General features: G+C 64.9%; 24 protein-coding genes and 1 pseudogene. 11 read left to right on the forward strand and 14 right to left on the reverse strand.

From position 1 onward, the window contains the following. Positions 1–123 precede the first annotated feature (123 nt). Together ACVW16_RS35960 and ACVW16_RS35965 are read left to right on the forward strand one after the other, a co-directional pair. Positions 124–1,023 (forward strand): DUF2147 domain-containing protein, encoded by a 900-nt coding sequence (locus tag ACVW16_RS35960; RefSeq protein WP_456735156.1) that lies wholly within the window; start codon positions 124–126, stop codon positions 1,021–1,023. Positions 1,024–1,200: 177 nt separating this feature from the next. Next, a complete protein-coding gene (locus tag ACVW16_RS35965) occupies positions 1,201–1,557 on the forward strand; it encodes a hypothetical protein (protein ID WP_456735157.1) in 357 nt (118 codons plus the stop codon). A 13-nt stretch (positions 1,558–1,570) separates the two neighbouring features. Here ACVW16_RS35965 and ACVW16_RS35970 read toward each other — a convergent pair whose 3' ends face one another. Both ACVW16_RS35970 and ACVW16_RS35975 read right to left on the reverse strand, forming a co-directional pair. After that, the gene (locus ACVW16_RS35970; RefSeq protein ID WP_092237153.1) at positions 1,571–1,975 is read right to left on the reverse strand and encodes a (R)-mandelonitrile lyase; all 405 of its coding nucleotides are present in this window, start codon (positions 1,973–1,975) and stop codon (positions 1,571–1,573) included. Positions 1,976–1,993: 18 nt separating this feature from the next. Next, positions 1,994–2,692 carry a ribonuclease activity regulator RraA gene (locus ACVW16_RS35975; protein ID WP_456703607.1) on the reverse strand — a complete coding sequence of 233 codons (699 nt, stop codon included), beginning with the start codon at positions 2,690–2,692 and terminating at the stop codon, positions 1,994–1,996. Between the two features lie 232 nt (positions 2,693–2,924). Here ACVW16_RS35975 and pxpB point away from each other — a divergent pair, with 232 nt between their 5' ends. The 3 genes from pxpB to ACVW16_RS35990 are packed head-to-tail and all read left to right on the forward strand — an operon-like array spanning position 2,925 to position 5,489. Then, positions 2,925–3,656 carry a 5-oxoprolinase subunit PxpB gene (gene pxpB / locus ACVW16_RS35980; RefSeq protein ID WP_456735158.1) on the forward strand — a complete coding sequence of 244 codons (732 nt, stop codon included), beginning with the start codon at positions 2,925–2,927 and terminating at the stop codon, positions 3,654–3,656. Beyond that, complete coding sequence (locus ACVW16_RS35985; protein ID WP_456735159.1) at positions 3,653–4,690, forward strand: 5-oxoprolinase subunit C family protein; 1,038 nt, start codon at positions 3,653–3,655, stop codon at positions 4,688–4,690. Before pxpB ends, ACVW16_RS35985 begins: the two co-directional genes overlap by 4 nt. Positions 4,691–4,718: 28 nt before the next feature. Next, positions 4,719–5,489 (forward strand): LamB/YcsF family protein, encoded by a 771-nt coding sequence (locus ACVW16_RS35990; protein WP_456735160.1) that lies wholly within the window; start codon positions 4,719–4,721, stop codon positions 5,487–5,489. Here the strand turns inward: ACVW16_RS35990 and ACVW16_RS35995 are convergent, their stop codons facing one another. From ACVW16_RS35995 to ACVW16_RS36020, 6 genes are all read right to left on the reverse strand, one after another. Next, positions 5,490–5,663, reverse strand: a complete 174-nt coding sequence (locus tag ACVW16_RS35995) for a hypothetical protein (protein ID WP_456703611.1) — start codon at positions 5,661–5,663, stop codon at positions 5,490–5,492. Between the two features lie 188 nt (positions 5,664–5,851). Further along, positions 5,852–7,462, reverse strand: a complete 1,611-nt coding sequence (locus tag ACVW16_RS36000) for a sulfite reductase subunit alpha (protein ID WP_456703612.1) — start codon at positions 7,460–7,462, stop codon at positions 5,852–5,854. Next, positions 7,459–9,255: a NirA family protein gene (locus ACVW16_RS36005; RefSeq protein WP_456735161.1), complete on the reverse strand. Its 1,797-nt coding sequence runs from the start codon at positions 9,253–9,255 to the stop codon at positions 7,459–7,461. The genes ACVW16_RS36000 and ACVW16_RS36005 overlap by 4 nt, the downstream gene beginning before the upstream one ends. Before the next feature lie 13 nt (positions 9,256–9,268). Next, positions 9,269–10,099: a formate/nitrite transporter family protein gene (locus tag ACVW16_RS36010; RefSeq protein WP_456735162.1), complete on the reverse strand. Its 831-nt coding sequence runs from the start codon at positions 10,097–10,099 to the stop codon at positions 9,269–9,271. A 349-nt stretch (positions 10,100–10,448) separates the two neighbouring features. Beyond that, positions 10,449–11,612: a CmpA/NrtA family ABC transporter substrate-binding protein gene (locus tag ACVW16_RS36015; RefSeq protein WP_456735163.1), complete on the reverse strand. Its 1,164-nt coding sequence runs from the start codon at positions 11,610–11,612 to the stop codon at positions 10,449–10,451. Further along, positions 11,609–12,199, reverse strand: a complete 591-nt coding sequence (locus tag ACVW16_RS36020) for an ANTAR domain-containing response regulator (RefSeq protein ID WP_456703616.1) — start codon at positions 12,197–12,199, stop codon at positions 11,609–11,611. The genes ACVW16_RS36015 and ACVW16_RS36020 overlap by 4 nt, the downstream gene beginning before the upstream one ends. 111 nt (positions 12,200–12,310) lie before the next feature. Between ACVW16_RS36020 and rimO the strand changes: the two genes are divergently transcribed. Next, positions 12,311–13,636, forward strand: coding sequence for a 30S ribosomal protein S12 methylthiotransferase RimO (gene rimO / locus ACVW16_RS36025; protein ID WP_456735164.1), 1,326 nt, complete (start codon positions 12,311–12,313; stop codon positions 13,634–13,636). Between the two features lie 64 nt (positions 13,637–13,700). Here the strand turns inward: rimO and ACVW16_RS36030 are convergent, their stop codons facing one another. Further along, positions 13,701–14,636, reverse strand: coding sequence for a hypothetical protein (locus ACVW16_RS36030; protein WP_456735165.1), 936 nt, complete (start codon positions 14,634–14,636; stop codon positions 13,701–13,703). Positions 14,637–15,019: 383 nt separating this feature from the next. On the opposite strand from ACVW16_RS36030, the gene ACVW16_RS36035 reads away from it, so the two are divergent. Further along, positions 15,020–16,216 (forward strand): acetylornithine transaminase, encoded by a 1,197-nt coding sequence (locus ACVW16_RS36035; RefSeq protein ID WP_456735166.1) that lies wholly within the window; start codon positions 15,020–15,022, stop codon positions 16,214–16,216. Between the two features lie 144 nt (positions 16,217–16,360). Here ACVW16_RS36035 and ACVW16_RS36040 read toward each other — a convergent pair whose 3' ends face one another. The 3 genes from ACVW16_RS36040 to pcsA all read right to left on the reverse strand — a co-directional run bounded on the left by ACVW16_RS36040 (position 16,361) and on the right by pcsA (position 18,859). Further along, the gene (locus tag ACVW16_RS36040) at positions 16,361–17,335 is read right to left on the reverse strand and encodes a quinone oxidoreductase family protein (protein ID WP_456735167.1); all 975 of its coding nucleotides are present in this window, start codon (positions 17,333–17,335) and stop codon (positions 16,361–16,363) included. Positions 17,336–17,411: 76 nt separating this feature from the next. Continuing rightward, complete coding sequence (locus ACVW16_RS36045) at positions 17,412–18,137, reverse strand: TerC family protein (RefSeq protein WP_456703621.1); 726 nt, start codon at positions 18,135–18,137, stop codon at positions 17,412–17,414. Continuing rightward, positions 18,134–18,859: a phosphatidylcholine synthase gene (gene pcsA / locus ACVW16_RS36050; RefSeq protein WP_456705285.1), complete on the reverse strand. Its 726-nt coding sequence runs from the start codon at positions 18,857–18,859 to the stop codon at positions 18,134–18,136. Before pcsA ends, ACVW16_RS36045 begins: the two co-directional genes overlap by 4 nt. Positions 18,860–18,998: 139 nt before the next feature. Between pcsA and ACVW16_RS36055 the strand changes: the two genes are divergently transcribed. Next, positions 18,999–20,183: a UbiH/UbiF family hydroxylase gene (locus ACVW16_RS36055; protein WP_456735168.1), complete on the forward strand. Its 1,185-nt coding sequence runs from the start codon at positions 18,999–19,001 to the stop codon at positions 20,181–20,183. Positions 20,184–20,186: 3 nt separating this feature from the next. Here ACVW16_RS36055 and ACVW16_RS36060 read toward each other — a convergent pair whose 3' ends face one another. Continuing rightward, entirely contained in the window at positions 20,187–21,140 is a 954-nt protein-coding gene (locus ACVW16_RS36060) for an AEC family transporter (RefSeq protein ID WP_456738582.1), read from the reverse strand. A gap of 107 nt (positions 21,141–21,247) precedes the next feature. Here ACVW16_RS36060 and hspQ point away from each other — a divergent pair, with 107 nt between their 5' ends. Beyond that, on the forward strand, positions 21,248–21,580 hold the full coding sequence (hspQ, locus tag ACVW16_RS36065) for a heat shock protein HspQ (RefSeq protein WP_018317973.1): 333 nt from the start codon (positions 21,248–21,250) through the stop codon (positions 21,578–21,580). 82 nt (positions 21,581–21,662) lie between these two features. On the opposite strand, the pseudogene ACVW16_RS36070 reads toward hspQ, so the two are convergent. Beyond that, positions 21,663–22,479: pseudogene (locus ACVW16_RS36070) on the reverse strand (invasion associated locus B family protein). Between the two features lie 259 nt (positions 22,480–22,738). On the opposite strand from ACVW16_RS36070, the gene ACVW16_RS36075 reads away from it, so the two are divergent. Continuing rightward, positions 22,739–24,598, forward strand: coding sequence for an extracellular solute-binding protein (locus ACVW16_RS36075; RefSeq protein WP_456735170.1), 1,860 nt, complete (start codon positions 22,739–22,741; stop codon positions 24,596–24,598). A gap of 4 nt (positions 24,599–24,602) precedes the next feature. After that, positions 24,603–26,105 (forward strand): AMP-binding protein, encoded by a 1,503-nt coding sequence (locus tag ACVW16_RS36080; RefSeq protein ID WP_456703626.1) that lies wholly within the window; start codon positions 24,603–24,605, stop codon positions 26,103–26,105. Positions 26,106–26,157 lie beyond the last annotated feature (52 nt).

Consider the following 26,157-nt stretch of genomic DNA (forward strand, 5'->3'; position numbering starts at 1 on the left):
TCGGGATATTGAACCCCGAACCTGATGCGGACGACTCATACGGTAACAGTGATCTAGATCACTTTTCGCGGTCGGACCGGCGCGTATTGCCGGGTGCGCGGACCACCTGTTCGGGAGATGGAAATGAGGAAGCTGTTGGCGACGGCTGCATTCCTTTTGGCGAGCACCGCTGCGCAGGCGCAGTACACCTTCGAATATGGCGGGCGCACCATCCGCCTCGATCCCGAGCGCGGCACGGTGCAAATTCCCGGCGTGTACGACAACACCGGCCAAGGCAAGCCCAGGAAGGCCAAGAACGACGCCAGGAACGACGCCAAGAACGATACAAAGAACGATACAAAGAACGACACGAAGGGAAGCCCGAAAGCCGAACCGCAGGCTCCTCAGCAGGCCAAGGTCGATCCACGGACGTCAGCTGCACCGGCGCCGGCCCCCGCTCCTGCCGCCGCCCCGCCCACACCGGAGCAAACGTCCGCGCCACCCGCTCCCGCAGCCGCAGCGGCGCCTCCGGCTCCGCCGCCCCCAGCGCCTCCGCCTCCGGCAGCAAGCGCCAGCACCGCTCCGGCCGAAGATGCGATGGTGCCGCCGCCTCAACCGGCGCCGAGTGCGGCGCCGGCGGTGGCCGCTGTGCCGTCCGCGCCGCCTCCGCCGCCTGCGCCGGCTCCCGTTCAGGCCGCGGCTGTCGCGCCGCCGGCGCCAGCCGCCGCGCCCGCGCGCGAGCTCAATTCACCGGTCGGCGTCTGGCTCACCGAGGAGAAGGAAGGCAAGGTCCGCATCGAGCAGTGCGGCACCAATCTCTGCGGCTATTCGGTCGACAGCAAGTCGAACCAGAATGGCGAACAGGTGCTGATCAACATGAAGCCCGGCAAGGACCAGAAATGGTCGGGCCGCATCCTCGATCCCAACAACGGTTCGACCTACGAGTCCACGATCTCGCTGAAGGGCGGCGACCGCCTGCACGTGCAGGGTTGCGCCTTCGGTGGCATGTTCTGCGGCGGCCAGACCTGGACGCGCGTGAACTAGGTTCAGGCGCGACGTTGCAAGGCAGACAAGGGGCCCGTGATCCGGGTCCCTTTTTGCTTTTGCGTGTCATGGTGTCGCGATGTGCGAGACCTCACGGAGCATCTCGCGTGACGACCCTCACATCGCCGGTTCCGCGCCCGTGACACGCTCCCGGCATGGTCAACACAGGGGCGTGCCATGAACGGACTTCGCAGGCGGTTCTTCGCTAGTGCTATCGCCATTCTTGTCCCGCTCACGCAGGCGGCTGCTGCGGGCTCGACCTTCGACGGCGCATGGAATGTGCGCATCTCGTCATCGAGCGGCACCTGCGGTAACGGCGCGACGGTCGCGATCGGAATCAGCAACGGCCAGATCGCCTCGAGCAGCGCCGCGGTGACGGCGTCAGGCCGCGTCGCGGATGCCGGGAGCATCAACGTCAGCTTAAGCACCGGCATCAAGCACGCCGTGGGCTCAGGCCGGCTCAGCGGCACCACAGGCTCCGGCACATGGCATGGTGCCATGTGCTCGGGCACGTGGACCGCGGAGCGGATATAGGCCGGCTGCCGCGTTAACCGAGCGCTGCGCCGTACTCGGCGTCGGTGACCGGCTCGAGCCAGGTGGAATAGACGCCGTCGAGCGCTTCCTGCATGGCGATGTGGCACATGCTGTTGCCCGGCGAGGCGCCGTGCCAGTGCACTTCATTCGGCGGAATCCAGACGGTATCGCCCGGGCGGATCTCCTTGACCGGGCCGCCCTTGGTCTGGACGCGGCCAACGCCGGAAATCACGTAGAGCGTCTGCCCGAGCGGATGGTGATGCCAGTTGGTGCGGGCGCCAGGCTCGAACGAGACGCGCGAGACGTTCAGCCGCGCCGGCGCGGGCGCCATGTTGATGGGGTCCTGCAACACGGTGCCGGTGAAGTTTTCCTTGGGCGCGCGGCGGGTCGGCCGCGCACCTGCGAGGGTGATGTCCATGGGGCTCCTCGTTTCCTGTTACTTCTTACTGGCGGCGTAGCGCGCCTTGGTCTCGGCATTCATGGGATAGAGGCCCGGCAGCACCGCGCCGTTGTTCACCTCGTTGACGATCCAGGCTTCCATCCGTTCCTGCTCGACGCCCTCGTTGAGCACGTGATCGAGCATCGCCGCCGGGATCAGGACGCAGCCGTCCTGGTCGGCGACGACGATGTCGTTCGGGAACACGGCGACGCCGCCGCAGCCGATCGGCTCACCCCAGCCGACGAAAGTGAGACCCGCAACCGACGGCGGCGCGGCATAGCCGTCGCACCAGACCGGCAAATTGGTGCCGAGCACGCCTTCGACGTCCCGCACCACGCCGTCGGTGACGAGCGCGGTAACGCCGCGCTTGACCATGCGGGCGCAGAGGATGTCGCCGAAGATGCCGGCGTCGGTGATGCCCATGGCGTCGACCACGGCGATGCAGCCTTCCGGCATCGCCTCGATCGCGGTGCGGGTCGAGATCGGCGACGACCAGGATTCCGGCGTCGCCAGATCCTCGCGCGCCGGCACGAAGCGCAGCGTGAAAGCCGGTCCGACCAGCCGCGGCAGGCCCGGGCGCAGCGGACGCGCACCGCGCATCCAGACATTCCGCAGGCCCTTCTTCAGCAGGACCGTAGTGATGGTGGCGGTGGTGATGCCGGCGAGGGTCTTGCGGGCTTCGGGGGACAGCGACATGGACGAGAACGAGCTCCGAGATGCGGGAAAGAACACGCGCATCTTGCGAGCCGGGAGCTGGCCGTCAAGGGCCAAGAACGCGGCCCTGCTGGCCTTTATGCGCCGCGATAACAAGGCTTTATCGCCACCCCCGGCATTAATTTATTGGACTTGCGGACGCATTTACGCGAAGCAATGGCATTGCGGAACTCAAGGCTGAGCCCGCTTTTCTCAAGACCGATTTCGAGAGGTCATGGCCGCGACGCTCCCCCCGCCCCGCCTCCTTCCCAGTGGCGACAGTGCCGTCACGGTCGAGTTCAGCCGCACCATCGACGACGCCGCCAACGAGCGCGTGCTCGCGCTCGACAAGGCGCTCGCATCAAGCCCCATCGAGGGCATCTCAGAGACGATCCCGACCTATCGCTCGCTGCTGGTGCATTACGATCCCGGCAAGATCGGCTTTGACGCGCTCGGCGAAAAGATCCTGGCGATCGCCTGCCGACCGCTGCCGCCGGCAAGCAAGACGCGGCGCTGGCGCATTCCCGTCGCCTATGGTGGCGAGCACGGCATCGACCTCGAGGATGTCGCGAAAGCACTGAACACCACGCCGGACGACATCGTCGCCCGTCACGTCGGCGGCGACTATCGCGTCGCCATGATCGGCTTCACGCCAGGTTGGTCCTATCTCAGCGGCCTCGACAAATCCCTGCACATGTCGCGACGCCAAAGTCCCCGGCTGTTCACGCCGGCAGGCACGATCTCGATCGGAGGCATCCAGGCCGGCATCCAGTGTCTGGCGGCGCCCAGCGGCTGGCACCTGCTCGGCCGCACGCCGGTGCGAACCTATCAACTCCACCGCAACCCGACCTTCCTCACCGAACCCGGCGATCGCGTGACTTTTTTTGCCATCGACCACAAGACGTTCGAGGAGCAGGATCGTGCCGCGGAAGCCGGCGCGATCATCGCCGAGCGGGTGGACGCATGAGCCGGCTCGTCGTCGCCAGCATCGGGCCTGCAAGCTCCGTCCAGGACGGCGGACGACGCGGCGCGCAGCGCTATGGCCTGACGGTCAGCGGTGCGATGGACCTGTTAGCGCTGGCCGCCGCGAACACGCTTGTCGGCAACGAGCCGTTTGCGGCCGCGGTCGAGATCGGCCCGTTCGGCGCGACGTTCACGGCCAGGGATGGCGCCGTGCGCGTCGGGATATCAGGTGCGCCACGCCCGGCGGACGTTGCCGGGCGGCCCGTGGCCATGGACAGCTCAGTCACGCTGAAGGACGGCGAGATGCTCGCGCTGGGCTTTGCCCGCGGCGGTGCCTTCACGTATCTCGCGATCGAAGGCGCCATCAAAGGCGAGCCGGTATTCGGCAGCCTCGCGGTGAATGCCCGCGCTGGCCTCGGCAGCCCCTATCCGCGCCCGCTCCAGGCCGGCGACGAGTTCTCGGTCGATGCCGCGAGCGGCGCGCCGGAGTTACGGATCGAATTGCCAAAGCCGGTCAGCGGCCCGATCCGCGTCGTGCTGGGTCCACAGGACGACGAATTCGATGATGCCAACAAGGCGTTGTTCCTCGACAGCGAGTGGAAGGTCTCGGCGACGTCGGATCGCATGGGCTACCGGCTCGAAGGCCCCGCCATCAAGCATCTGCACGGCCACAACATCGTCTCCGACGGCACCGTCAACGGCAGCATCCAGGTGCCCGGCAACGGCGCGCCGATCGCGCTGATGATGGATCGCGGCACATCAGGTGGTTATCCCAAGATCGCAACCGTGATCACGGCCGATGTCGGCCGCCTCGCTCAGACTTCGGCGGGCACGGCGTTCCATTTCAAGGCGGTCACCATCGCTGAGGCGCAGGACGAGGCGCGCAAGTTTCAACAGCTGATCCGCAACCTGCCCGATCGCTTGCGCTCTTCCGACGCGGTCGAGCTCAACATCGAGGCGCTGAGCGATGCCAACGTCGCGGGCTATGCGGTGAGTGCCATGGATGCCGGGACCTGGCAGGTCGCGGCGGAGCCTTAGACAACAAGACCAAAGGCGGAGAACAACCATGAAGACGATCGATCTCAATTGCGACCTCGGCGAAGGATTTGGCGCGTGGGAGATGGGCAACGACGCCGCCATGATCGAGGTCGCAAGCTCGGTCAACGTCGCCTGCGGCTTCCATGCCGGCGACCCCGACATCATGCGGCGGACGGTTGAGCTGGCGAAAGCGCGCGGCGTCTCGGTCGGCGCACATCCTGGCTATCGCGACCTGCACGGTTTTGGCCGGCATCCGATCGCGGGCCTCAGATCATCCGAGATCGAGAACCTCGTCGCCTACCAGATCGGCGCGCTGCAGGCGATCGCGACCGCGGCCGGTCACAAGGTGACGCATGTGAAGGCGCATGGCGCACTGTCGAATGTCGCCTGCGAGGACGACATGACGGCGAAGGCGATTGCCGCCGGCATCAGGGCGGTCGATCCCAGCCTCATTTTCGTCGTGCTCGCCAATTCAAAGCTGGTGAAGGCAGGCGAAGACGCCAACCTGCCGATGGTGCATGAGGTGTTTGCCGACCGTGCCTATGAGGACGACGGCAATCTCGTCTCGCGCAAGAAGCCAGGCGCGGTGCTGCACGATGCGAAGGCAATCGCCGAGCGCGTGGTGCGCATGGTGCAGGATGGCGCGGTGGTCTCCGTCACCGGCAAGGTCATCAAGGTGCGCATGGACACGGTATGCATCCACGGCGATACGCACGGGGCCGTCGACATCGCACGCGGCCTGCGGCAGGCGTTGAAGGATGCGGGGATCGAGGTCGCGCCGTTCAAGAGCGGGGCGTGATCAGAACGGGTGCACCGACAGCGTGCCGAAGACCAACACCGCGATGATCGCGCAAGCGCCATAGATCCCGATGTGATGCACGCTTGCCGCGGGTCTGCGCGAGAGCGAACGCGCATAAAGGTGAAGCCTGGCTTCCGCCGACAATTCCCGGATGGTCGATTTCCAACGCACCATGCGGCGAGTATGAACGATCGAGCACGACGACTGTAAGATCATTGCGCAAATAGCGATGGAAGCGCCTTTTTGCGCTGTTTCGCGGTCGAAAATTCTCTGTATCCGCGGGTTCCAAGAATATGATTCGTTAAACTCCACGGGAGATGGAACCGGTTCCAGGTTCCATCGTCCCGGGACGGCGCCGCAGCTCAATACACGTCAGCCTGGAAGCGCCCCTTCTTCTTGAGATCGGCGACGAAACTAACCGCCTCGTCGGTCGAACGTGCGCCGAACTGGGCCACGATGTCGACCAACGCTCGCTCGACGTCCTTGGCCATGCGCTTGGCATCGCCGCAGATATAGAGATGCGCGCCTTCGGCGAGCCACGTCCAGACTTCACGGCCGAGCTCACGCATGCGGTCCTGCACGTAAAACTTCTTCTCGCCATCGCGCGACCAGGCCAGCGACAGGCGCGTCAGAAGCCCTGAGGTCTTCATCGCGTTCAGCTCGTCGCGGTAGAAGAAGTCGCAATCGCTGCGCTGATGGCCGAAGAACAGCCAGTTTTTGCCTTGCGCGCCGGTGGCCTTGCGGTCGAGCAGGAAGGCGCGGAACGGCGCGATGCCGGTGCCCGGGCCGATCATGATCACAGGAATCTTCGGATCCTGCGGCAGACCGAAACCATGCGCCTTCTGCACATAGACCTTCAGCTTGTCGCCCTCCTTGATGCGCTCGCCGAGGAAGGTCGAGGCGACCCCGAGCCGTTTGCGCTTGCCGATCACGTAACGCACGGAATCGACCGTCAGCGACAGCTTGCCGGGCGTGGCATTGTGCGAGGACGAGATCGAGTAGAGCCGCGGCTGCAGCGGCTCCAGCGCCTCCACGAAGGCCTCGGGATGCGGCCGCGTGCCGGAAAACTTCTGCAGCGCGGCCATCACGTCGAGCGTTGCGGCATCGCCATCGGGATCCTCGCCCTGCGCCAGCGCCCTCGCCTTCTCGCGCTGCGCGCCGCCGGTGATGAAGGAGAGCAATTCGAACAGCTTGTCGGGCGCAGGCGACAGCGAGACGTCTTCGACCAGCGCCTCGCGCAGCGTCTTGTTGTTGACCTTGGTGGTGTGGGACGCACCGAGCAGCGCGATGATCTGGTCGACGAGGCCGAGGTCGTTGCGGGCGAACACGCCAAAGCTGTCGCCGACGACATAGTCGAGCCTGCTCTCGGAGAGATCGAACTCGACGTGATAGGTCTCCTTCTCCGAGCCGCCCTTGTTGAGCAGGCGACGCGACAGGAATGTCGCCTCGACAGGATTCTCGCGGGTACGGCCGAGCTCCGCCTTTACTTCCGGCGCAACCGGTGCGCTCGTGGCCGGAGCCCCTGGCGCGGGCTTCGCAGCCGGCGCCTTGTCGATCTCCTCGAACAGCTGCTTCAACATCCGCGCCGTCTCCTTGCCGCCGGGGGCGCAGAGGTTGAGGCGGGCTTCGCTCTTATTGGCGATCGAGTCCGAATAGTCGGCGCAATTGTAGCCGCACTGGCCGCAATCCTGCTGCGCCATCGCCGCCATCATGCGGCGGCGGAGCGGACGTCCTTCCGCGAGCTTCATGCGATCGGCGATCGCCATCGCCGGATCATGCCAGGGCGCCTCGCCGTCGTCGCCATCGCCCTGCGGCGCCAGCACGGCGCCGTTCTCGGCCGGCGACAGCGCCGTCGAGCCGTCGAGACCGAACATGCCGACCAGAAAACCGTTCAGCCAGAGACGCTGGCCTTCGGTGAACGGTGCATTGGCCGGAATGATCTCGATCTTGGGAGGCACGGTCATCTGGGTCATGCTGCTGCTTCCGCTTCGGCGAGTTTGCGCAAGGCTTCGCCGTCATGGCGACGGGAAAAGGTCAGGAACGTCTCTTCGGGTGAGGTCCGCTTGGCGAGATAGGCCTTCAAAAGCCCCTCGATCCTCTTCGGCACATCCTCGGCCTTCACGTCATGAAACACCTCCTGCCCGATGTCGGCATCGGGACCGAAGCCTCCGCCCGTGAACAGGTGATAGCCCTCGACCTGGTCATCCTCGCTCGCACCCGGGACCTTGGCCGCGATCAGGCCGATGTCAGAGATGTAGTGCTGGGCACACGAGTGATGGCAGCCGGTCAGATGGATGTTGAGCGGCGTGTCGAGATTGACGCGTTCGTCGCACCAGTCGCCGATCGCGGCGGCATGGCGCTTGGTGTCGGAAGCCGCGAACTTGCAGCCGGCATTGCCGGTGCAGGCGATCAGGCCGGCGCGGACGTTGGAGACCTGCGTCGCGAGGCCAAGCTTCTCGACCGCGGCGGTGACGAGCGCAACGCTCTCGTCACGCACCCCTGAGATCAGCAGGTTTTGCCAGACCGTCAGGCGGATATCGCCGTCACCGAGATCCTGCGAAATCTTGGCGAGCCCGCGCATCTGCTCGCCGGTGAGCTTGCCGACCGGCAGCGCCACGCCGACCCAGTTGAGGCCGGCCTGCTTCTGCTTGTGCACGCCGATATGGGCCGTGCGGTCAGACAAGGGACGCGGCAGAATCGCTTCGGCCGGCACGCGTGCGAACGGCTTCTTGAGGCGCTCCTCGACCAGCTCGAGGAAGCCGTCGTGGCCCATGGTGTCGAGCACGTATTTCAGCCGCGCCTTGTTGCGGTTGGTGCGATCGCCATGCTCGATGAAGACGCGCACGATGGCATCGGCCACAGCGGTCGCGTCCTCGGGGCGAACGACGATGCCCGAATACTTCGCAAAATCCTTGTGGCCGGTGATGCCGCCGAGGCCGAGCTTGAACCAGACACCCGGCTCGACGCCGTGGCCGTCCTTCACCTCGACCGCCGTGAAAGCGATGTCGTTGGTTTCCTCCAGCGCGGCGATCTTGCCGGCACCGTCGAAGGCAACGTTGAACTTGCGCGGCAGGCCGAACAGCGAGCGGTCGTTGAGGATGTGGTAGTGCCATTCGCGCGCATAGGGGCGCGTGTCGAGCAGTTCCTGCGGATCGATGCCCGCCGTCGGCGTGCCCGTGACGTTGCGAATGTTGTCCGCGCCGGCACCACGCGAGCAGAGGCCGATGTCCTGCACGCCCTCGATCAGCTTGACCGCGTTCTTCGGCTCGATCTCGCGGATCTGGAAGTTGGCCCGGGTGGTGACGTGGGTGTAGCCGCCGCCGCAGCTTTCGGCGATGTCGGCAAGGCCCGACATCTGCCAGTGCTTCAGAATGCCGTTGGGAATGCGCAGACGCGCCATGTACGAGGTCTGTGCCGGCGCGACCCAAAAGATGCCGTAATAGCGCCAGCGGAAATTGTCCGCCGGCGTCGGATTGGCATTGTTGCGGGCCTGGTCCTTCAGACGCTCATAGGCATCGAAGGGATGCATCTCGCGCTTGAACTTCTCCTGGTCGGCGAGCTTCTTGCCCGCGGCCGTGAGCTTGTCCTGCGCCTTGATCGCCGCAGCGTCCGGACCTGACGGTTCGGACGGTGCGGCTGCCGCGGGCGCGCCGCCGGCGGCAAAGGCGCGCCCGACACGTCCGACCTGCATGCCGGACATGAAGCCTTCGAGATAGCGCTTCTGCTCGTCGGAGAAATCGGCCGTGGGTGCGGTATCGAGTTTCATGAGCTGAATGGACCTACTCTGCTGCCTGGACCGCGACCTGCGCGACATCCGTTGCCGGCTTTGCAGGCTTGTACGTCGTGTAGAGCGCGAGACCGGTGAAGACGAAACCGCCGACGAGATTGCCCAGGGTCACGGGGATCTGATTCCACAGCCACCAGTCGGCAACGCTGATCTTGGCGCCGAGCATCATGCCGGTCGGGATCAGGAACATATTCACGACGGCATGCTCGTAGCCGAGCGCGAAGAACAGGAAGATCGGAAGCCATGTCGCTGCGATCTTTCCGACCGTGGAGGTCGAGGTCATCGCCATGACGACGCCGAGACAGACCAGCCAGTTGCAGAGCATCGCCTTGACGAAGACGGAGACCATGCCGGCGGTGCCGATCGCCGCGTTGCCGATGGTCTTGGCTTCGGCGACAGCAACGATCTTCGCGGCGACACCGGCGACCTCGACCTTGCCCATGTTGGTGAGCGAGATCGCGATCAGTGCGCCGACGGCGATGCTGCCGAGCAGGTTGGCGACGAACACCCAGCACCAGTTCGCGATGACCGCATTCCAGCTCGCCTTGCCTTCGAGGCGAGCCAGCGGCACGATGGCGAAGCTCCCGGTGACGAGCTCGAGCCCGAGCAGCACGATCATCACGAGGCTGACGGGAAAGATCAGCGCGCCGACGATAGGCTGCCCCGTCGTGACCGCGCCCGTCAGGGCCAGCGTCGTGGCAGCGCCCAACAATGCGCCGGAGATCGCGCCGCGGATCATGATGTCACGCGGGGCAAGTGCCAGCTTCTTCAGGCTGGCATCAACCATCGAGACCACGACGTCGGAGGGTTTCGCGTAATCCATATCGAAGCTCCAGCTTGCCGCGCGCAGGCGGCGTCAACGGGTGAAACGGACGTTGATCGCAGGGAGCCGGTTGGAAGCGCACACGCGCCTCGCCAGAGCCCGGAGCGATCCGATCAGCCTCGTTGCTGCGGAAATCCACTATGGACCTGAGCCGCCGGCGCCCATGCCGGGAGGCTGCGCTTCCTCTATTCAAGGAGTGTGCCAATGCAGCACAAACGGCGAAGTCGAATGAAATCAGAACGTTACATTTGTGTGCAGCGCATGAAGTGGATCAAGGTTCATGCTGCTTCGGGCAGCAATGGCCCAAATATTAAGCTTCGAATCAATGTGATTAATTCTTGAGCAGGCTTTAGAAAGCCGACCGGCCGACCTCAAACGAGGCGAGATATCCGGCGAGATCGCCGGGATCGAACGCCGGTCCGGCAAAAGCGCTGAAGGGGGCGCTGGCGTGCCCCTCTCCCACGCGCCCGATCGCGGCGTCGTAGAGGTCCGGCCGGAACACGGCCATCGCGGTCTTGAGCGCTTCCGGGCTGAGGGCTGTCTGCCTCCAGCGGACCATCTGCGCGTAGAGCCAGGCGGCCTGAACCGGATCAGGACGCCCTGCCCCTTCACGTCCGACCAGAAGATAACGGCCGCTCTCGCGCACCGCGCCATCGGGCGAGGTCTTGAGCCGCCCAGTGAGGGAGCGCTGGATGACGTCGGCATCGACACCGATCCGCTCAGGTTGCGCCAGGATCTGCGCTACCTCGGCGAGGTTCGCGGGCTGCTCGATGAACTCGGCCCCCTTGACCGCCGCACGTACCAGGCTTGCAACCACATCAGGATGCTTGTCGGACCAGACCTGGCGAACCGCCAGCACCTTCTCGGCTGCGCGCTCCAGGATGTCGGACACGAAATGCAGGATTTGGCCGATGCCGAGATCGACCGCGACCGAATTCCAGGGCGCGCCGACGCAAAAGCCGTCGACGTGACCGTTGGCGAGACTATCGACCATATAGGGTGGCGGCAACACGACAAGGCGCACATCCTCGTCGGGATCGACGCCGGCCGCCGCCATCCAGAAGCGCAGCTGGTAATTGTGGGTCGAGAACGGAAAGGTCATGCCGAATGTCAGCGGATCGGCGCCCGCCTTGCGCCTGATGGCCACAACTCTCGCCAGCGCCTTCGCGGTCGCGAGTGGATCGAAGCGATCGCCATCGATCTCCTCGATCAGGGCGGCATGCAAGGAAGGCGACACCGTGATCGCGTTGCCGTTGATACCGAGGTTGAAGGGCGCTGCGATCGGCACCTTGACGTGACCGAGCCCGAGCGAAGATGCGATCGCGACCGGCGCCAGCAGATGCGCAGCATCGAACAGGCCGATGTTCAGCTTGTCGCGGACATTGGACCAGGACACTTCGCGCACCAGCTCGACCTCGAGACCCTCAGCCGCGGCAAATCCCCTGTCGACGGCGACGATCAGGGCGGCGGCATCGACCAGCGGAATGAACCCGATGCGAAGGGGCGCAGTCATTTCAGCATCTCCGATGCGGTGATGATCGACTGCGCGATCTCGCCGATTTTCTTCTTCTCGCGCATGGCCGTTGAACGCAGCAGCACATAGGCCTCGTCCTCGGTGAGACCCTTGACCTTCATCAAAATGCCCTTGGCCTTCTCGATGATCTTGCGGTCCTCGAGCTGCGACTTGGTGCGCTCCAGTTCCTCCTGAAGTTTTGCGAAGGCGTTGAAGCGCGACACGCAGAGGTCGAGGATCGGCTTGATGCGCTCCTTCTTCAGCCCGTCGACGATGTAGGCGGACACCCCTGCCTCCACGGAAGCCTGAATCGAGGACGTATCGCTCTGGTCGACAAACATCGCAATCGGCCGCTTCACGGCGCGGCTGACCTGGAACATGGCCTCCAGCACGTCGCGGCTGGGGTTCTCGAGATCGATCAGGATGATGTCGGGGTCCACCGCATAAATACGGGCCAGCAGGCTCTGCATCTCGCGGATATGGAGGATCTCAGTGAAACCGGCCTCCCGCAACCCGTCTTCGAGGATCGCGGCCCGGACCGGGCTTTCGTCGACGATCACGATTTTGGGCGACTGTTCGGCGCTCATGTCTCACTCGCGGCAGGCGATTCATCCATAGCACGCCAGAACGCCCTGCAAAGGGTTGTAATTATGAGCAATTGGGACTAGCTCAAGCCTGTCAATCAGGCAGATTTGGATATGGATCAGACGGCTGCGCCCAAGGTCAGCTTCGTGTCACTCGGGTGCCCCAAGGCATTGGTGGATTCCGAGCGCATCATCACGCGCCTGCGCGCCGAGGGCTATGAGCTCGCGCGCAAGCATGACGGGGCCGATATCGTCATCGTCAACACCTGCGGCTTCCTCGACAGCGCCAAGCAGGAATCGCTCTCGGCGATCGGCGAGGCCATGGCCGAGAACGGCAGGGTGATCGTGACAGGCTGCATGGGCGCGGAGCCGGAAGCGATCGAGCAGGCCTATCCCGGCGTGCTCTCCATCTCAGGTCCGCAGCAGTACGAGAGCGTGCTCGATGCCGTGCATCGCGCGCTGCCGCCGGCGCACAATCCGCATCTCGACCTGGTACCGCCGCACGGCATCAAGCTGACACCGCGCCACTACGCGTATCTCAAGATCTCCGAGGGCTGCAACAACCGCTGCACCTTCTGCATCATCCCGAAGCTGCGCGGCGACCTGGTCTCGCGTCCGGCCAATGACGTTCTGCGTGAAGCGGAGCGCCTGGTCGGCGCCGGCGTCAAGGAACTGCTTGTTATTTCGCAGGACACCTCGGCCTACGGCATCGATCTCAAATATGCCGAGAGCCCGTGGAAGGACCGCCAGGTTCGCGCCAGATTTTTGGACCTCGCACGCGAGCTCGGCGAACTCGGCGCGTGGGTGCGGCTGCAGTACGTTTACCCCTACCCGCATGTCGACGAGGTCATCGCGCTGATGAACGAGGGCAAGGTGCTGCCCTATCTCGACATCCCGTTCCAGCATGCGAGCCCCGAGGTGCTGAAGGCGATGAAGCGCCCGGCGGCGCAGGACAAGACGCTGGCGCGCATCAAGCGCTGGCGCGAGGAATGTCCCGACCTCGCGTTGCGCTCGACCTTCATCGTCGGCTTTCCCGGCGAGACTGATTCCGATTTCGCCTATCTGCTGGACTGGCTGGATGAGGCCGAGATCGATCGCCTCGGCTGCTTCAAATACGAGCCCGTCGCGGGTGCCGCGTCGAACGCGCTCGAAGGTGCCGTGCCCGCCGAGGTCAAGCAGGAGCGCTACAACGCGCTGATGGCGCGCCAGCAGAAGATTTCTGCGCGCAGGCTGAAGCGCAAGGTCGGCACGCGGCAGCAGATCATCATCGACGAGGTCGGTCCAACGGTGGCCAAGGGCCGCTCCAAGGCCGATGCGCCTGAGATTGACGGCGCGGTGTATCTCTCCAGCCGCCGCCCCTTGCGCGTCGGTGAGATCGTCACCGCGAAGATCGAGCGTGCGGACCAGTACGATCTGCACGGCAGCGTCGCCGGGTTCTGACGGTATCAGCTGGAACGGTCGGTTTACCTCTCCAGCAGGGACAGGTGGACACCCTTGGCTGGAGTCAGGCCAGCCATTTCGGCACCCAGCGCTCCGGGCGCGGTGCGCGGGCGAGATCGGCCTGGGCCTCGGCTAATAGCGCCGGCTCGCCGTTGATCGTTGGGCGGACGTCGTATTCGAAGTTCGGCATGACGCGACCATCGGCATAGAGGCCGAATTTCATCGCGTACCACAACCCGAGCTCGGGCTGCGCCCTCCGCATCTCCTCGCGCAAATCACGCAGCAGGGATTCGATCGAGGCGGCTTCCTCGAACGGTTGCGGTCGGTGCGCCAGCACGCGCGCCTCGTATTGCTTGCCTGATATCGCGACCTCGAAATGCGTTTTGTCCCAGGGCTTCTTGCCTTTGGGCAGGTGCGCGGCCAGCCGCCAGCCGAGCTCGGCCATCAGTCGGTGGTTGGCCCAGTATTCCTCGCGATCCCTGCTCCACTTCTCCACGAAGCCGCGAAAGTCGGGAAGCTCGCCGTCCTCGCATGCAACGGGTTCGCCGGCCGGCCTTCGGGCGAGCCACTGTGCGAGCTCGGCGGTCTGAGGCTCGACCTCGTCGTGCGGCCGCAAATCGTGCCAGGCCTTGTCGAATTGCAGCGACGTCAGTTTCGTCAGCAGCGCGTCGAGGGACGGTGCGAGCAACTCGTGGTCGCCTTCCGAGCCCAGCCCGACGATCGGGGGATCGTAGCGGTCGAGTCCGGCGCCGTACCAGCCGCCGACGGCCGAACCATCAGGCAAACGCATGAACAGCGCGAAGCGGTCGCGCAAGGGGCTGCCGTCGAAGATCGGCGCCTGGTCGGAGAACTGGCCCTGCAGCGAGAAGCAGCCGACGCTGCCCCAGGGCCGCCCGTTCAGCCAACCGGCAAAATCGAGCAGCAAGGGCGGCGCCTCGATGCCCGGCGGAAACGCGCCGCGTATGCTGTCGAGGTCGATCGGGTATGAGATGTCGGACAAGGCTGAAAACTGTCTGGTTGGTCCCGCCCTTTTAGTCTCGACCGGCTTGAGTCCGGTTCGAACCAATTCGCTTCCTGCGATCACAAACGCGCTACGGGCTTTTTAGTTTCTGGGCTGCGGTCGAATGATACGTCATCGCAATCCGCTTGACAGACCCTGCCTTTCGACTGTACGGACGCGCCCCATGACTATCTCCCGGACCCATCTGCGCCAGGCCATGCGTCGTCGCTCCCGCGACGATGATGGGTTGCGCCATGTCCGACGACGCCGCTGAAGTCCTGAGTTCAGCGCAGTTTTCGAGAAGGCCGCACCCGCAAAGTGCGGCCTTCTTGCATTTCACGTCCGTGTTCACCCGCCCCGGATCTTCCCAAGAGGAGCTCGACATGACCACCGCCACCCATCCGTATGACGCGCTGATGGACATCACTGCACGGCCGAAGACCGTGTTCGTCCGTGGCACCGGCTCGTATCTCTGGGACGACAGCCGCAAGCGCTATCTCGATTTCGTGCAGGGTTGGGCCGTGAACTGCCTCGGCCACTCGCCGCCGGCGGTTGCCGACGCGCTGGCTGCGCAGGCCAAGCGGCTGCTGACGCCGAGCCCCGCCTTCTACAACGAGCCGAGCCTCAAGCTGGCACAGGCGCTGGTCGACGTCAGCGCCTTCAACCAGGTGTTCTTTGCCAATTCGGGCGCGGAAGCCAATGAGGGCGCGATCAAGCTCGCGCGCAAATATGGCAGCCTGCACAGAGGCGGCGCGTTCGAGATCATTACCTTCGCAGGCGGCTTCCATGGGCGGACGCTCGCGACGATGTCGGCCTCCGGCAAGAAGGCGTTCGAGCCGCTGTTCGAACCGAAAGTATCCGGCTTCAAGAAGGCTGAGCTCAACGACATTGCCTCGGTCGAGAAGCTGATCAGCGACAACACGGTCGCTGTCATGCTCGAGCCGATCCAGGGCGAGTCAGGCGTATGGCCCGCAACCGATCAGTTCCTGCAAGAGCTGCGCGCACTCACCGAGGCGCACGGCCTGCTGCTCGTCTTCGACGAGATCCAGACCGGCATGGGCCGGACCGGAAAGCTCTTCCACTATGAGCACGCAGGAATTGCGCCTGATATCATGACGCTCGGCAAGGGCATCGGCGGCGGCGTGCCGCTCGCAGCTCTGCTTGCGACCGAGCGCGCGTCCTGCTTCGAGCACGGCGACCAGGGCGGAACGTTCAACGGCAACCCCTTCATGTGCGCGGCGGGACTTGCGGTACTTGATCAGGTCGGCAAGCCGGATTTCCTGAAGTCCGTCACCGAGACCGGCCTGCTGCTCGAGAGCGAGTTGCAAAAAGTCTCGGCGCGGCACGGCCTCGGCGGCGTGCGCGGCCGCGGCCTGTTGCTGGCGCTCGACCTCAAGCTTCCGATCGCGCCCGGCATCGTCGCGCAGGCGTTCGAGGCCGGCGTCCTCCTCAACGCGCCGCAACTCGACACGCTGCGCTTCATGCCGGCGTTGAACGTCACGAAGGCAGAGATCGCCGAGATGATTGGCTGTCTTGACGAGATCTTGACCAAGGCCGGCGCGGCGAGGCGTGTGGCGTGATGGCAGTCCTGTGCCCCGGATGCAGCGCAGCGCTCCTTCGCTGCGCTGCAGAGCCTGGGCCCATCCCACAGAACCATTCGTCGCCGCTCGGTCCCGGCTCTGCGCCGCAACGCTGGCGCGTGGAGTCGGATAGCGACGGACGACTTACGGCTTCAGAATCGAAGCTCCCGTCGTCTTGCGGCTTTCGAGATCGATGTGGGCCTTGGCCGCGTCCTTCAGCGCGTAGGCGTGGTTGATCGGCACGTGCAGCTTGCCGTTGATGACGGCGGAGAACAGCGTGTCGGCGCCTTCCAGCAGCTCCTTGCGGGTACCGATATAGTCGTTGAGCTTCGGCCGCGTCGCAAACAGCGAGCCGTGATTGTTCAGCTCCGCGATCGCGAATGGCGGCACGGGGCCCGAGGCATTGCCGAACGAGACGAACATGCCGCGCGGCTTCAAACACGACAGCGAACCCGGGAAGGTCGACTTGCCGACGCCGTCATACACGACGTCGCAGCCCTCGTTGCGGCTGATTTGCTTGACGCGCGCGACGAAGTCTTCCTCGTTGTAGAGGATGACGTGGTCGCAGCCATTGGCTTCCGCGAGCTCGGCTTTCTCGCGCGAGCCGACCGTGCCGATGACGTGTGCCCCGAGCGCCCTCGCCCATTGGCAAGCCAGCAGACCAATGCCGCCCGCCGCGGCATGGATCAGCACCCGATGATGCGGCTCGACCTTGAAGGTCTTGTGCAGGAGATACCAGACGGTGAGGCCCTTGAGCATCAGCACGGCGCCCTGCTCGTAGGTGATGTGATCGGGCAGCTTGACCAGCCTGTCCCAGGGGATGTTGCGCTCGCTCGCATACCCGCCGAGATTGTGGTAGTAGGCGACGCGGTCGCCGGGATGGAAATGCGTTACGCCAGGCCCGACGGCGACGACCTCGCCCGAAGCCTCGTTGCCGACGATGAACGGCAATCCCGGAGCCTTGTACAGGCCCGTGCGGTAATAGACGTCGATGAAGTTCAGGCCGACCGCATGCTGGCGGATGCGCACCTCGCCGGAGCCGGGCGCCGGGACCTCGACGCTCTCATAGACCAGGGCCTCGGGACCTCCGACCTTGTGCACACGGACCGCTTTGGTCATCACCTGACCTCCTCTTCTCGCCGCTCAAGCGAAAGACATAGCGCCCGCCTTGTCAACTCGACCCGATCTGGAGCGGCTAGACGGGCTTCTTCTTGCGATTGCGCTTGGCCAGCACGTTGAAGAATTCCACGGCCGCCGAGAACGCAATTGCGAAATAGATGTAACCGCGCGGGATGTGGAATTTGAATCCGTCCGCAACCAGCGCAACGCCGATCAACACCAGAAATGCCAGCGCCAGCATCTTGGTGGTCGGATGCTCCGCGACGAATCGCGCCACCGGTCCCGATGAAATGTACATGATCAGGCAGGCGATCACGACGGCCGCGATCATGATCTCGAGGTCCTGCGCCATCCCGATCGCGGTGATGATCGAGTCCAGCGAGAACACGATGTCGATGATGATGATCTGGACGATCACCCAGAAGAACGCACTGCCGCCGGACCTCTGATCGTCGCCGGAATCATCGGCCTCGACCTCGGCATGGATCTCGTGCGTCGCCTTCGCGATCAGGAACAGGCCGCCGCCGATCAGGATCAGGTCACGCCACGAAAAATCGTACCCCGAAAACGAGAACACCGGGGCGGTCAGGCCTATCAGCCGGACCAGCAGGCTGAGCAGGATGATGCGGAAGATCAGCGCCAGCGCCAGCCCGATCTGGCGAGCGCGATGGGCCTGCGGCTCCGGAATGCGCGAGACGATCACCGACAGGAAGATGACGTTGTCGATGCCGAGCACGATCTCGAGCGCGGTCAAGGTGAGCAGCGCGGCCCAGGCCTCCGGGCTGGTCAGCAAATGCATCACGCGAACGCCCTCACCAGCCGGATCAAAGCGTCGCTGAAGACGATCCAGAGAGCGATCGCGCAGAGTGCGACGGTTACGCCGGTGCCCGCGCGAAAATCCATCTCCAGCGCATAGACCCCGAGCACCGCCCACAGCGCGATCAGCGACATCGTGAGCCAGCGCAGCCGCACGACGCGGACCGGATGCAGCACGTGGAACGGCACGAAGGTCAGCACCACCAGCGCTGCGACCAGCAGCGTCGAGGACAGCGGCGGCCAGTGCAGCAGGAACAAATAGAACGCCGCCGCATTCCACAGCGCCGGAAAGCCGCGAAAGTGATTGTCCTCAGCCTTCATGCGCAGATCGGCGAAATAGAGCGCGCCGGTCACGATGATGGCGATGCCGAGCAACGGTGCCGCGACCGGCAGCAGCATGCCGCTCGCAACAATCGCATAGGCCGGCACGAACACATAGGTGACGAAATCGACCACCAGGTCGAGCACGTCGCCCGACCAGTTCGGCTGCACGACCTTGACGTTGAGCCTGCGCGCGATCGGTCCGTCGACGGCATCGATGATCAGGGCAACCCCCAGCCATCCGAACATCGCCGCCCAGTGCTCGCGCACGGCCTCGAGCATCGCCAGCAGCGCGATGGCTGCGCCGAAGGCGGTGAAGATGTGCACCGAGAACGCCGCGGCACGGATCGCGGGCGTCGGCTTGAGGGAATCCTCTTGGCTGTCCATCTTGGTATCCATGGCTTCTGCTACCAGAACGCGACCGGTTTGCACATCCGCCGATGGGGCATCGGCCGCGCAATTCGTTATAAAATCAGGCGAAATTGGTGGGCTTGAATTTGCCACAGGGCGTGTCACATGTCGTTCCATGACAGACGCATCGACATTCTTTGACGCGACCATCATCGGCGGTGGACCGGCAGGCCTCGCGGCCGCGATCGCACTGGCGCAGGCCGGCGCGCGGACCGCGCTGGTGGCGCGGCGCCTGCCCTATGCCGATAACAGGACCACTGCGCTGCTGGGTGCCTCCGTCGATCTGCTGGAGAGCCTGGACGTCTGGCCGCGCTGCAGGGACAAGGCCGCCGCACTCGAGGTGATGCGTCTCGTCGACGACACCAAGAGGCTAATCCGTGCGCCGGAGGTCCGGTTCTCCTGCCACGAGATCGGGCGAGACGCCTTCGGCTACAACATCGACAACCGCTCGCTGATGCTGGCGCTCGAAGCGCGCGCGGCCGAGTTGCCGAATCTCGTTCGTTTTGACGACGAGGCCGAGAGCGTCGTGATCGAAGCTGATGATGTCGCCATCCGCACGGCATCGGGACAATTCCTCTCGGCCCGGCTCGTGGTCGGCGCCGATGGCCGGCACTCGCTGTGCCGGGAGGCTGCCGGAATTGCCGTGACGCGACGCGACCTGACGCAGACGGCGCTGACCTTCAACGTCAGCCATGCCAGGCCGCATCGCAACGTCTCGACCGAGTTCCACACGCCGCATGGCCCCTGCGTGTTCGTCCCCCTGCCCGGCAACCGCTCCAGCGTCGTCTGGGTCTCGGCCCCCGCAGAAGCCGAGCGACTGCGCGGCTTGAGCGACGAGGAGCTCTCCGCCGCGATCGAGAAGCAGTCGCATTCCATTCTCGGCCGGATGACGGTCGAGCCCGGTCGCAGCCTGTTCCCGCTGGCGATCGAACGTCCGCAATCCTTTGCTCGCGACCGCATCGCCCTGGTCGGCGAAGCCGCCCACGTGGTCCCCCCGATCGGCGCCCAGGGCCTCAATCTCGGTCTGCGGGATGCCGCTGACATCGCCGGACTCGCCGGCGAGGCCATCGCATCAGGCCATGATCCCGGCGCGGACGACGTGCTCAAGCGTTACGACCGAGCGCGGCGCCCGGATATTCTGAGCCGGACTTTTGTGATCGACATCGCCAACCGCTCGCTGCTCAACGATTTCCTGCCGCTTCAGCCGGTCCGCGCCGTCGGCCTGCATCTGTTGGGTGCCATCGGCCCGCTCCGGCGCTTTGCCATGCGCGAGGGGCTGACGCCGACCTGGCGAAAGTAGCGTTTACGGAAACACCAGCCGGCCGGTCTGGAGCAGCCACATCACTCCGGTCAGCGTGACCACCGAGGCGAACGTCCCGAGCAGCACCGCGACGGAGGCCGATTCGATCCAGGCATCGTTCTGGCGCGCGATCACGAACACATTCAGCGCCGGCGGCAGCGAGGCCATCAGGATGGCCGTGGCAGCCCAGGGCTGCGCGAAGGGGCCGAACGCCAGCATCAAGCCGAACGCCGCCAGCGGGTGGATCAGGAGTTTGACCGCGATCACGCCGGGCACTTCCCACGGCACGCGGTCGAACGGGCGCAGCGCCACGGTCACGCCGAGCACGAATAGCGCCGTCGGGGCGGCCGCGTTCTGGAGGAAGGTGATGGTGCGATCGAGCGCGACCGGCAGTTCGATATGGAGCGCCGCCACGGCCGCGCCAAAACAGGCCGACATGATCAGCGGGTTGAGCACGATCTGCTTCAGCACGACCCCGAAGGCATGCAGGATCGAGGGATGTTCGCGATCTGACAGCTCGACCAACAGGGGGACGATCGTGAACAGGAAGATGCTGTCGCAGCAGAAGATCAGCGCTGTCGGCGCCGAGGCCTTCGGCCCGAGCACGGCGAGGGCCAGACCCGGCCCCATATAGCCGATATTCCCGTAGCCGCCGGAGAGTCCTGCGAGCGTCGCCTCCCGCAGCGTCAGGCCGCCGAGCAGCTTGCCGACCGCCAGCGCCAGGGTGAACGCGGTGACCGTGGACAGCGTGGTTGCGACCAGGAACGGCGGGTTATTCAATTCCGAAAAGGGAGTCTTCGACATGATCGCGAACAGCAGCGCCGGCAGCGATACGTAGAGCAGGAAGAAGTTCATCCAGGCCAGCCCCGATTCCGGCAGCGACTTGGCCTTGCCGCAGGCGAAACCGACAAAGATCAAGCCGAAATAAGGTAGCGCCAGATTGAGGATAGCAACCATAGATAAAGGTTTTTCCTGAAGATTTTGAAGCTGTCTGTCCCGCGCCGGCGGGTTAATTCCGGATCAGGCCACTAGCATCGGCCACAATCCTGGTCTATCGACGGGGAATGATTAAAGCGCGGACCGCCAAATTCCAGATCGGCCAGGTCGTTCGCCACCGGATCTTCTCGTTCCGGGGGGTGATTTTCGACATCGATCCGGAATTCAACAACACCGAAGAGTGGTGGCTGTCGATCCCCGAGGAAGTACGGCCCCACAAGGACCAGCCGTTCTATCATCTGCTCGCGGAGAACGCGGAATCCGAGTACGTCGCCTACGTCTCCGAGCAGAACCTGCTGCCCGACGAATCAGGCGAACCGATCCGGCATTCCCAGGTCGCCGAGATCTTCATCAAGAACAAGGATGGCGGCTACCGCCCGCGCAATCCCTCGCTGAACTAGAACAGCTGGCCAATAAAACATCTGGGCAACAAAAAAGGCGCTCGAACCGAGCGCCTTTTTCATATCAGGGGTTTGAGCCCGATTACTTCTGGGCCGCCGGCGCTGCACCGGGTGTACCCGGCGCTCCGCCCTGCTGCTCGAGCTTCTTGCGCTGCTCTTCAGCCTTCTTCTGAAGCTCTTCCTGGAGCTTCTTCTGGGTTTCCTCGAACACCTTCGGATCGGTCGGCGGACCGTCATAGGCCTTCTGGAATTCGCCGGCGAGCGGCAGCGGCAGGGTCAGCGGCGCACCGTTGGCGTTGATCGCCTGCACCACGAGATTCTGGCCCTTCTTCATGTTGTTGAGGAGCTCGGGCGTCGCCTCGTAGTCGGACATGCAGCCGTTCTGGAAGCAGATCACATACGGGCTCTGCAGCGGCGGGTTGTTGTCGACGATGATGCGGGTGCCGTGCACGAGTTGCATGCCGAGCGGCAGCGTCACGCGCAGGATCTTCTTCGGCTCGCCTTCGGGCTCGATGATCACGGCGGCGATGACCGGCTGACCCGATTCGATGCGGCCGTCCTTGCCGGTGAAGCAAAACCTGCTTGGCGTTGGCGTCCTGGCCCTTGAGGCAGAACTTGGTCCAGGGAGCGTAGATCAGCTGGATCTGCTGATCCGCGGGCGGAGCGCCCTGCGCCGCTGGCGCGCCCTGCTGGGCCGGAGCCTGTTGGGCCTGGGCAGCCGGCGCGGGCGCCGGGGCCGGGGCCTTGGGGGCCGCCTTTGGCGCGGCCTTGGCTTTCGGCGCGGCGGCCGGTGGGGTCTGGGCTTCGGCGGCAAACGGAATGACCAATGCCGTCGCCGTCAACAGAGCGAGAACTCGCCCGCGCGGCCGGACGGACGCGGCCAAATAACGGAAATTCATTGCAGAAAACCCTTTCTGAACGGGAAGTGCCCGAACCGCTCCGATGCACCGACCCAAGCCGCCTTGGGCGCGGCTCTCTCCCCGTCAATTGAGGCAGATAAGTGACGGGCTCGGCGCTCTTGCGCGATTGCGTGCCTTCATAACGTGGTCGACGAAAAGATCAATGCCGACAAGCGTCTTTGGCCACATCCGGGCAGGCGCCCAGTGAAATCCCTGTGATAGGATTCAGGTCCGGCGGTTCTCGAATCAACGTGTACGAATGTTCATGTTCCAGCGCCTGCGCAAGGGCTCCGGCGCCCGTCTCTGCAGCCTTGTTTTGGTCCTTGCGATACAGGCCCTCGCCGCGACCCTGTCAGCGAACGCGGCGAGGGCCGAGGAAGCGCATGCGATCGCCATGCACGGCAAGCCGGCATTGCCGGCCGATTTCACCCACATGCCCTACGCCAATCCCGATGCCCCCAAGGGCGGCCGTCTGACCTGGGGCATTCTCGGCACCTTCGACAGCCTCAATCCGTTCATCGTGAAGGGATTGGCGGTCCAGCCGATCCGCAGCTACGTGGTCGAGAGTCTTCTGACGCGCGGCCAGGACGAGCCGTTCACGCTCTACGGCCTGCTCGCCAAATCCGTCGAGACCAATGACGAGCGGAGCTACGTCACCTTCCACATCGATCCCCGCGCCCGCTTCTCGGACGGCAAGCAGGTAATGGCAGAGGACGTGCTGTTCTCCTGGCGGCTCCTGCGCGACCACGGCCGCCCCAATCTCAGGCAATATTACGCCAAGGTCGCCAGGGCCGAGGCGAGCGATCCCCTCACTGTCCGTTTCGACCTCACCGGCGCCGATGACCGCGAATTGCCTCTGATCCTCGGCCTGATGCCGATCCTGCCGAAGCACGCGGTTGACGTCGCGACCTTCGAGGAGACGACGCTGTCAGGCCCGATCGCCTCGGGCCCGTACCGCGTCACGGCGGTGAAGCCCGGCGCCAGCGTGACACTGACGCGCAATCCCGATTATTGGGGCCGCGATCTACCGGTCAATCGCGGCCTCTTCAATTTCGACGAGGTCCGGCTCGACTATTATCGCGAGGCCAACGGCCAGTTCGAAGCGTTCAAGCGCGGCCTCTATGATTTCCGCGTCGAGAACGAGCCGCTGCGCTGGCACGACGGTTACGATTTCCCGGCCGCCAAGAACGGCGACGTAATCCGCGACATCATCAAGCCAGGCGTACCGCAGCCCTCCGAATTCCTGGTGTTCAACACGAGACGTCCCGTATTCGCCGACATCCGCGTGCGCCAGGCGCTGACGTTGTTGTTCGATTTCGAGCTGGTCAACCGCAGCTATTTCTTCTCGCTCTACTCACGCGTCGCCGGCTATTTCGCGGGCTCCGACCTCTCGGCCTATGCACGCCCTGCGGATGCGCGCGAGCGTGAGCTGCTCAAACCCTTTACCGCGCAGATCCCTGCGGACATCATGGATGGCAGCTACCGCCTTCCCGTCACCGACGGCTCGGGGCGCGACCGCACCACGTTGCGCGCAGCGCTGAAACTGCTGTCCGACGCCGGTTACGATCTCGACGGCACGGTGCTGCGCAACCGCGCGACCAAGGCGCCGTTCATCTTCGAGATGCTGGTGATGACCCGAGACCAGGAGCGCATCGCGCTCGCGTTCCAGCGTGACCTCAAGCGCGCCGGCATCGAGGCAAGCGTGCGCGCCGTCGATCCCGTGCAGTTCGATCAGCGCCGGCTGGCCTACGAGTTCGATATGATCGAGAACCGCTGGGACCAGTCGCTGTCGCCCGGTAACGAGCAATATTTCTACTGGGGCAGCGCAGCCGCGGACAGTCCGGGCACCCGCAACTACATGGGCGCCAGGGACCCCGCGGTCGATGCCATGATCAAGGCGCTGCTGGAGGCCCGCGATCATACGGACTTTGTCTCGGCGGTACGGGCGCTCGACCGTGCCCTGATCGCCGGCTTCTACACAATCCCCCTGTTTAACGTATCCGAGCAATGGATCGCGCACTGGAATCGGATAGAACGACCATCGACCACCGCGCTTTCGGGCTATCTGCCGGAGACCTGGTGGGCGAAGCGTGAGCCTCAAGCCAGTCCAGCGAAGTGACGCCGTGAACCAGCCAGCCGTATCGCCGACGCTCGACACGCTGTTCCAGCGGACCCTGATGCGGCAACCGCACGCGCCCGCCCTACTCGATCCCCTCAACAAATTCCGCATCACCGGACATCAGCCACGACGGCTGACCTATGCCGAAGCCGACACCGCCATCGAGGCGCTGTCGGCGCATTTCGTCGAATCGGGCCTGCCCGCCAATTCGGTGATCGCGATCCAGCTGCCCGCGACGGTCGAATTCGTGCTGACGGTGCTCGCCGCCCATCGCGCCGGTCTCGTGGTTGCCGTGTTGCCGCTGCTCTGGCGGCAGGCGGAACTTGCGGCCGCGCTCAACCGCACCGCGGCGCGCGCCATCGTCACCATGAGCAAGCTCGACGGCGTCAGCTATGCCGACCTTGCGATGCATGCAGCCGCCGAAGCCTTTTCGATCCGCCACGTCTTCGGCTTCGGGGCTGAACTGCCCGAAGGCATGGCCTCGCTCGACGACGTGCTGGCGCGGCCACCCGGCACCACGCGCGCCGTGATTCAGGACGGCCGCAAGGCGGCGATGATCTCCTTCGACGTCACGGCGGAGGGCTTTCGCCCGGTGCCGCGGCCGCATTTCAGCCTGATCGCGGGAGGGCTCGCGATGTCGCTGGAAGCCGACATCCAGCAGGGCGCAACCGTGATGTCGGCCTTCACGCCGATGTCGTTCGCGGGCCTCGCGTCCTCGCTCGCGGTTTGGCTGCTCTGCGGCGGCGCGCTGGCGCTGCATCATCCGTTCGACAGCGAGGTGCTGGAGCAGCAGATCAACGAGCACGAATGCGACGTGCTGATCGCGCCGGCGCAGCTCGCGCTGCGGCTTGGCGATTCCGGGCTCGCCGCGCGGATGCCGACCTTGCGCAACGTCCTCGGGCTCTGGCGCGCGCCGGAGCAGGTGGCGGCGAGCGAAGCCTGGATCGCACCGCATGCGCCGCTCACGGATGTCTATCTGTTCGGCGAGGCCGGCCTGTTCGGCGCAAGGCGTGGCGAGGACGGCATGCCTGTCACCGTCATGCCCGGCCCGCACGGCGCTCCGCGCGAGCAGTCGGGGTCCTCGATCGCAGGCGAGATCCTGCTGACGCCGAAGGGCACGCTCGGCCTTCGCGGCCCCATGATACCGATCGCGGCCTATGCGCCGCCGCAGCCGGTCGGCGAGACGCTGACCGCACAACCGCCGCGCGATTATGTCGACACCGGCTATGCCGCGCGGATCGACCGCGCCAGCGGCGCGATCTGCATTACCGCGCCGCCATCAGGCATTATGGCCGTCGGCGGCTACCGCTTCCTCTCCAACGACCTCCAGGAATGGGCCCGCCGCCTCGGCCAGGGCGCGCTGCTCACCGCCCTGCCCGACCGCCTCTCCGGTCATCGCCTGGCGGGCCGGGCCCAGGACAATGCCCGCGCCCGCGAGGCGCTCAGCGAACTCGGGCTTAACCCCCTGATGGTCGAGGCTTTTCGCGACCGTTCCGGGTCGGTCTAGGCGCAGTTTCGCCTCATACATTGACGCTGCATTAAGGCGGCCGGACTAGATT

The sequence above is a fragment of the Bradyrhizobium sp. USDA 4474 genome (assembly GCF_054057515.1).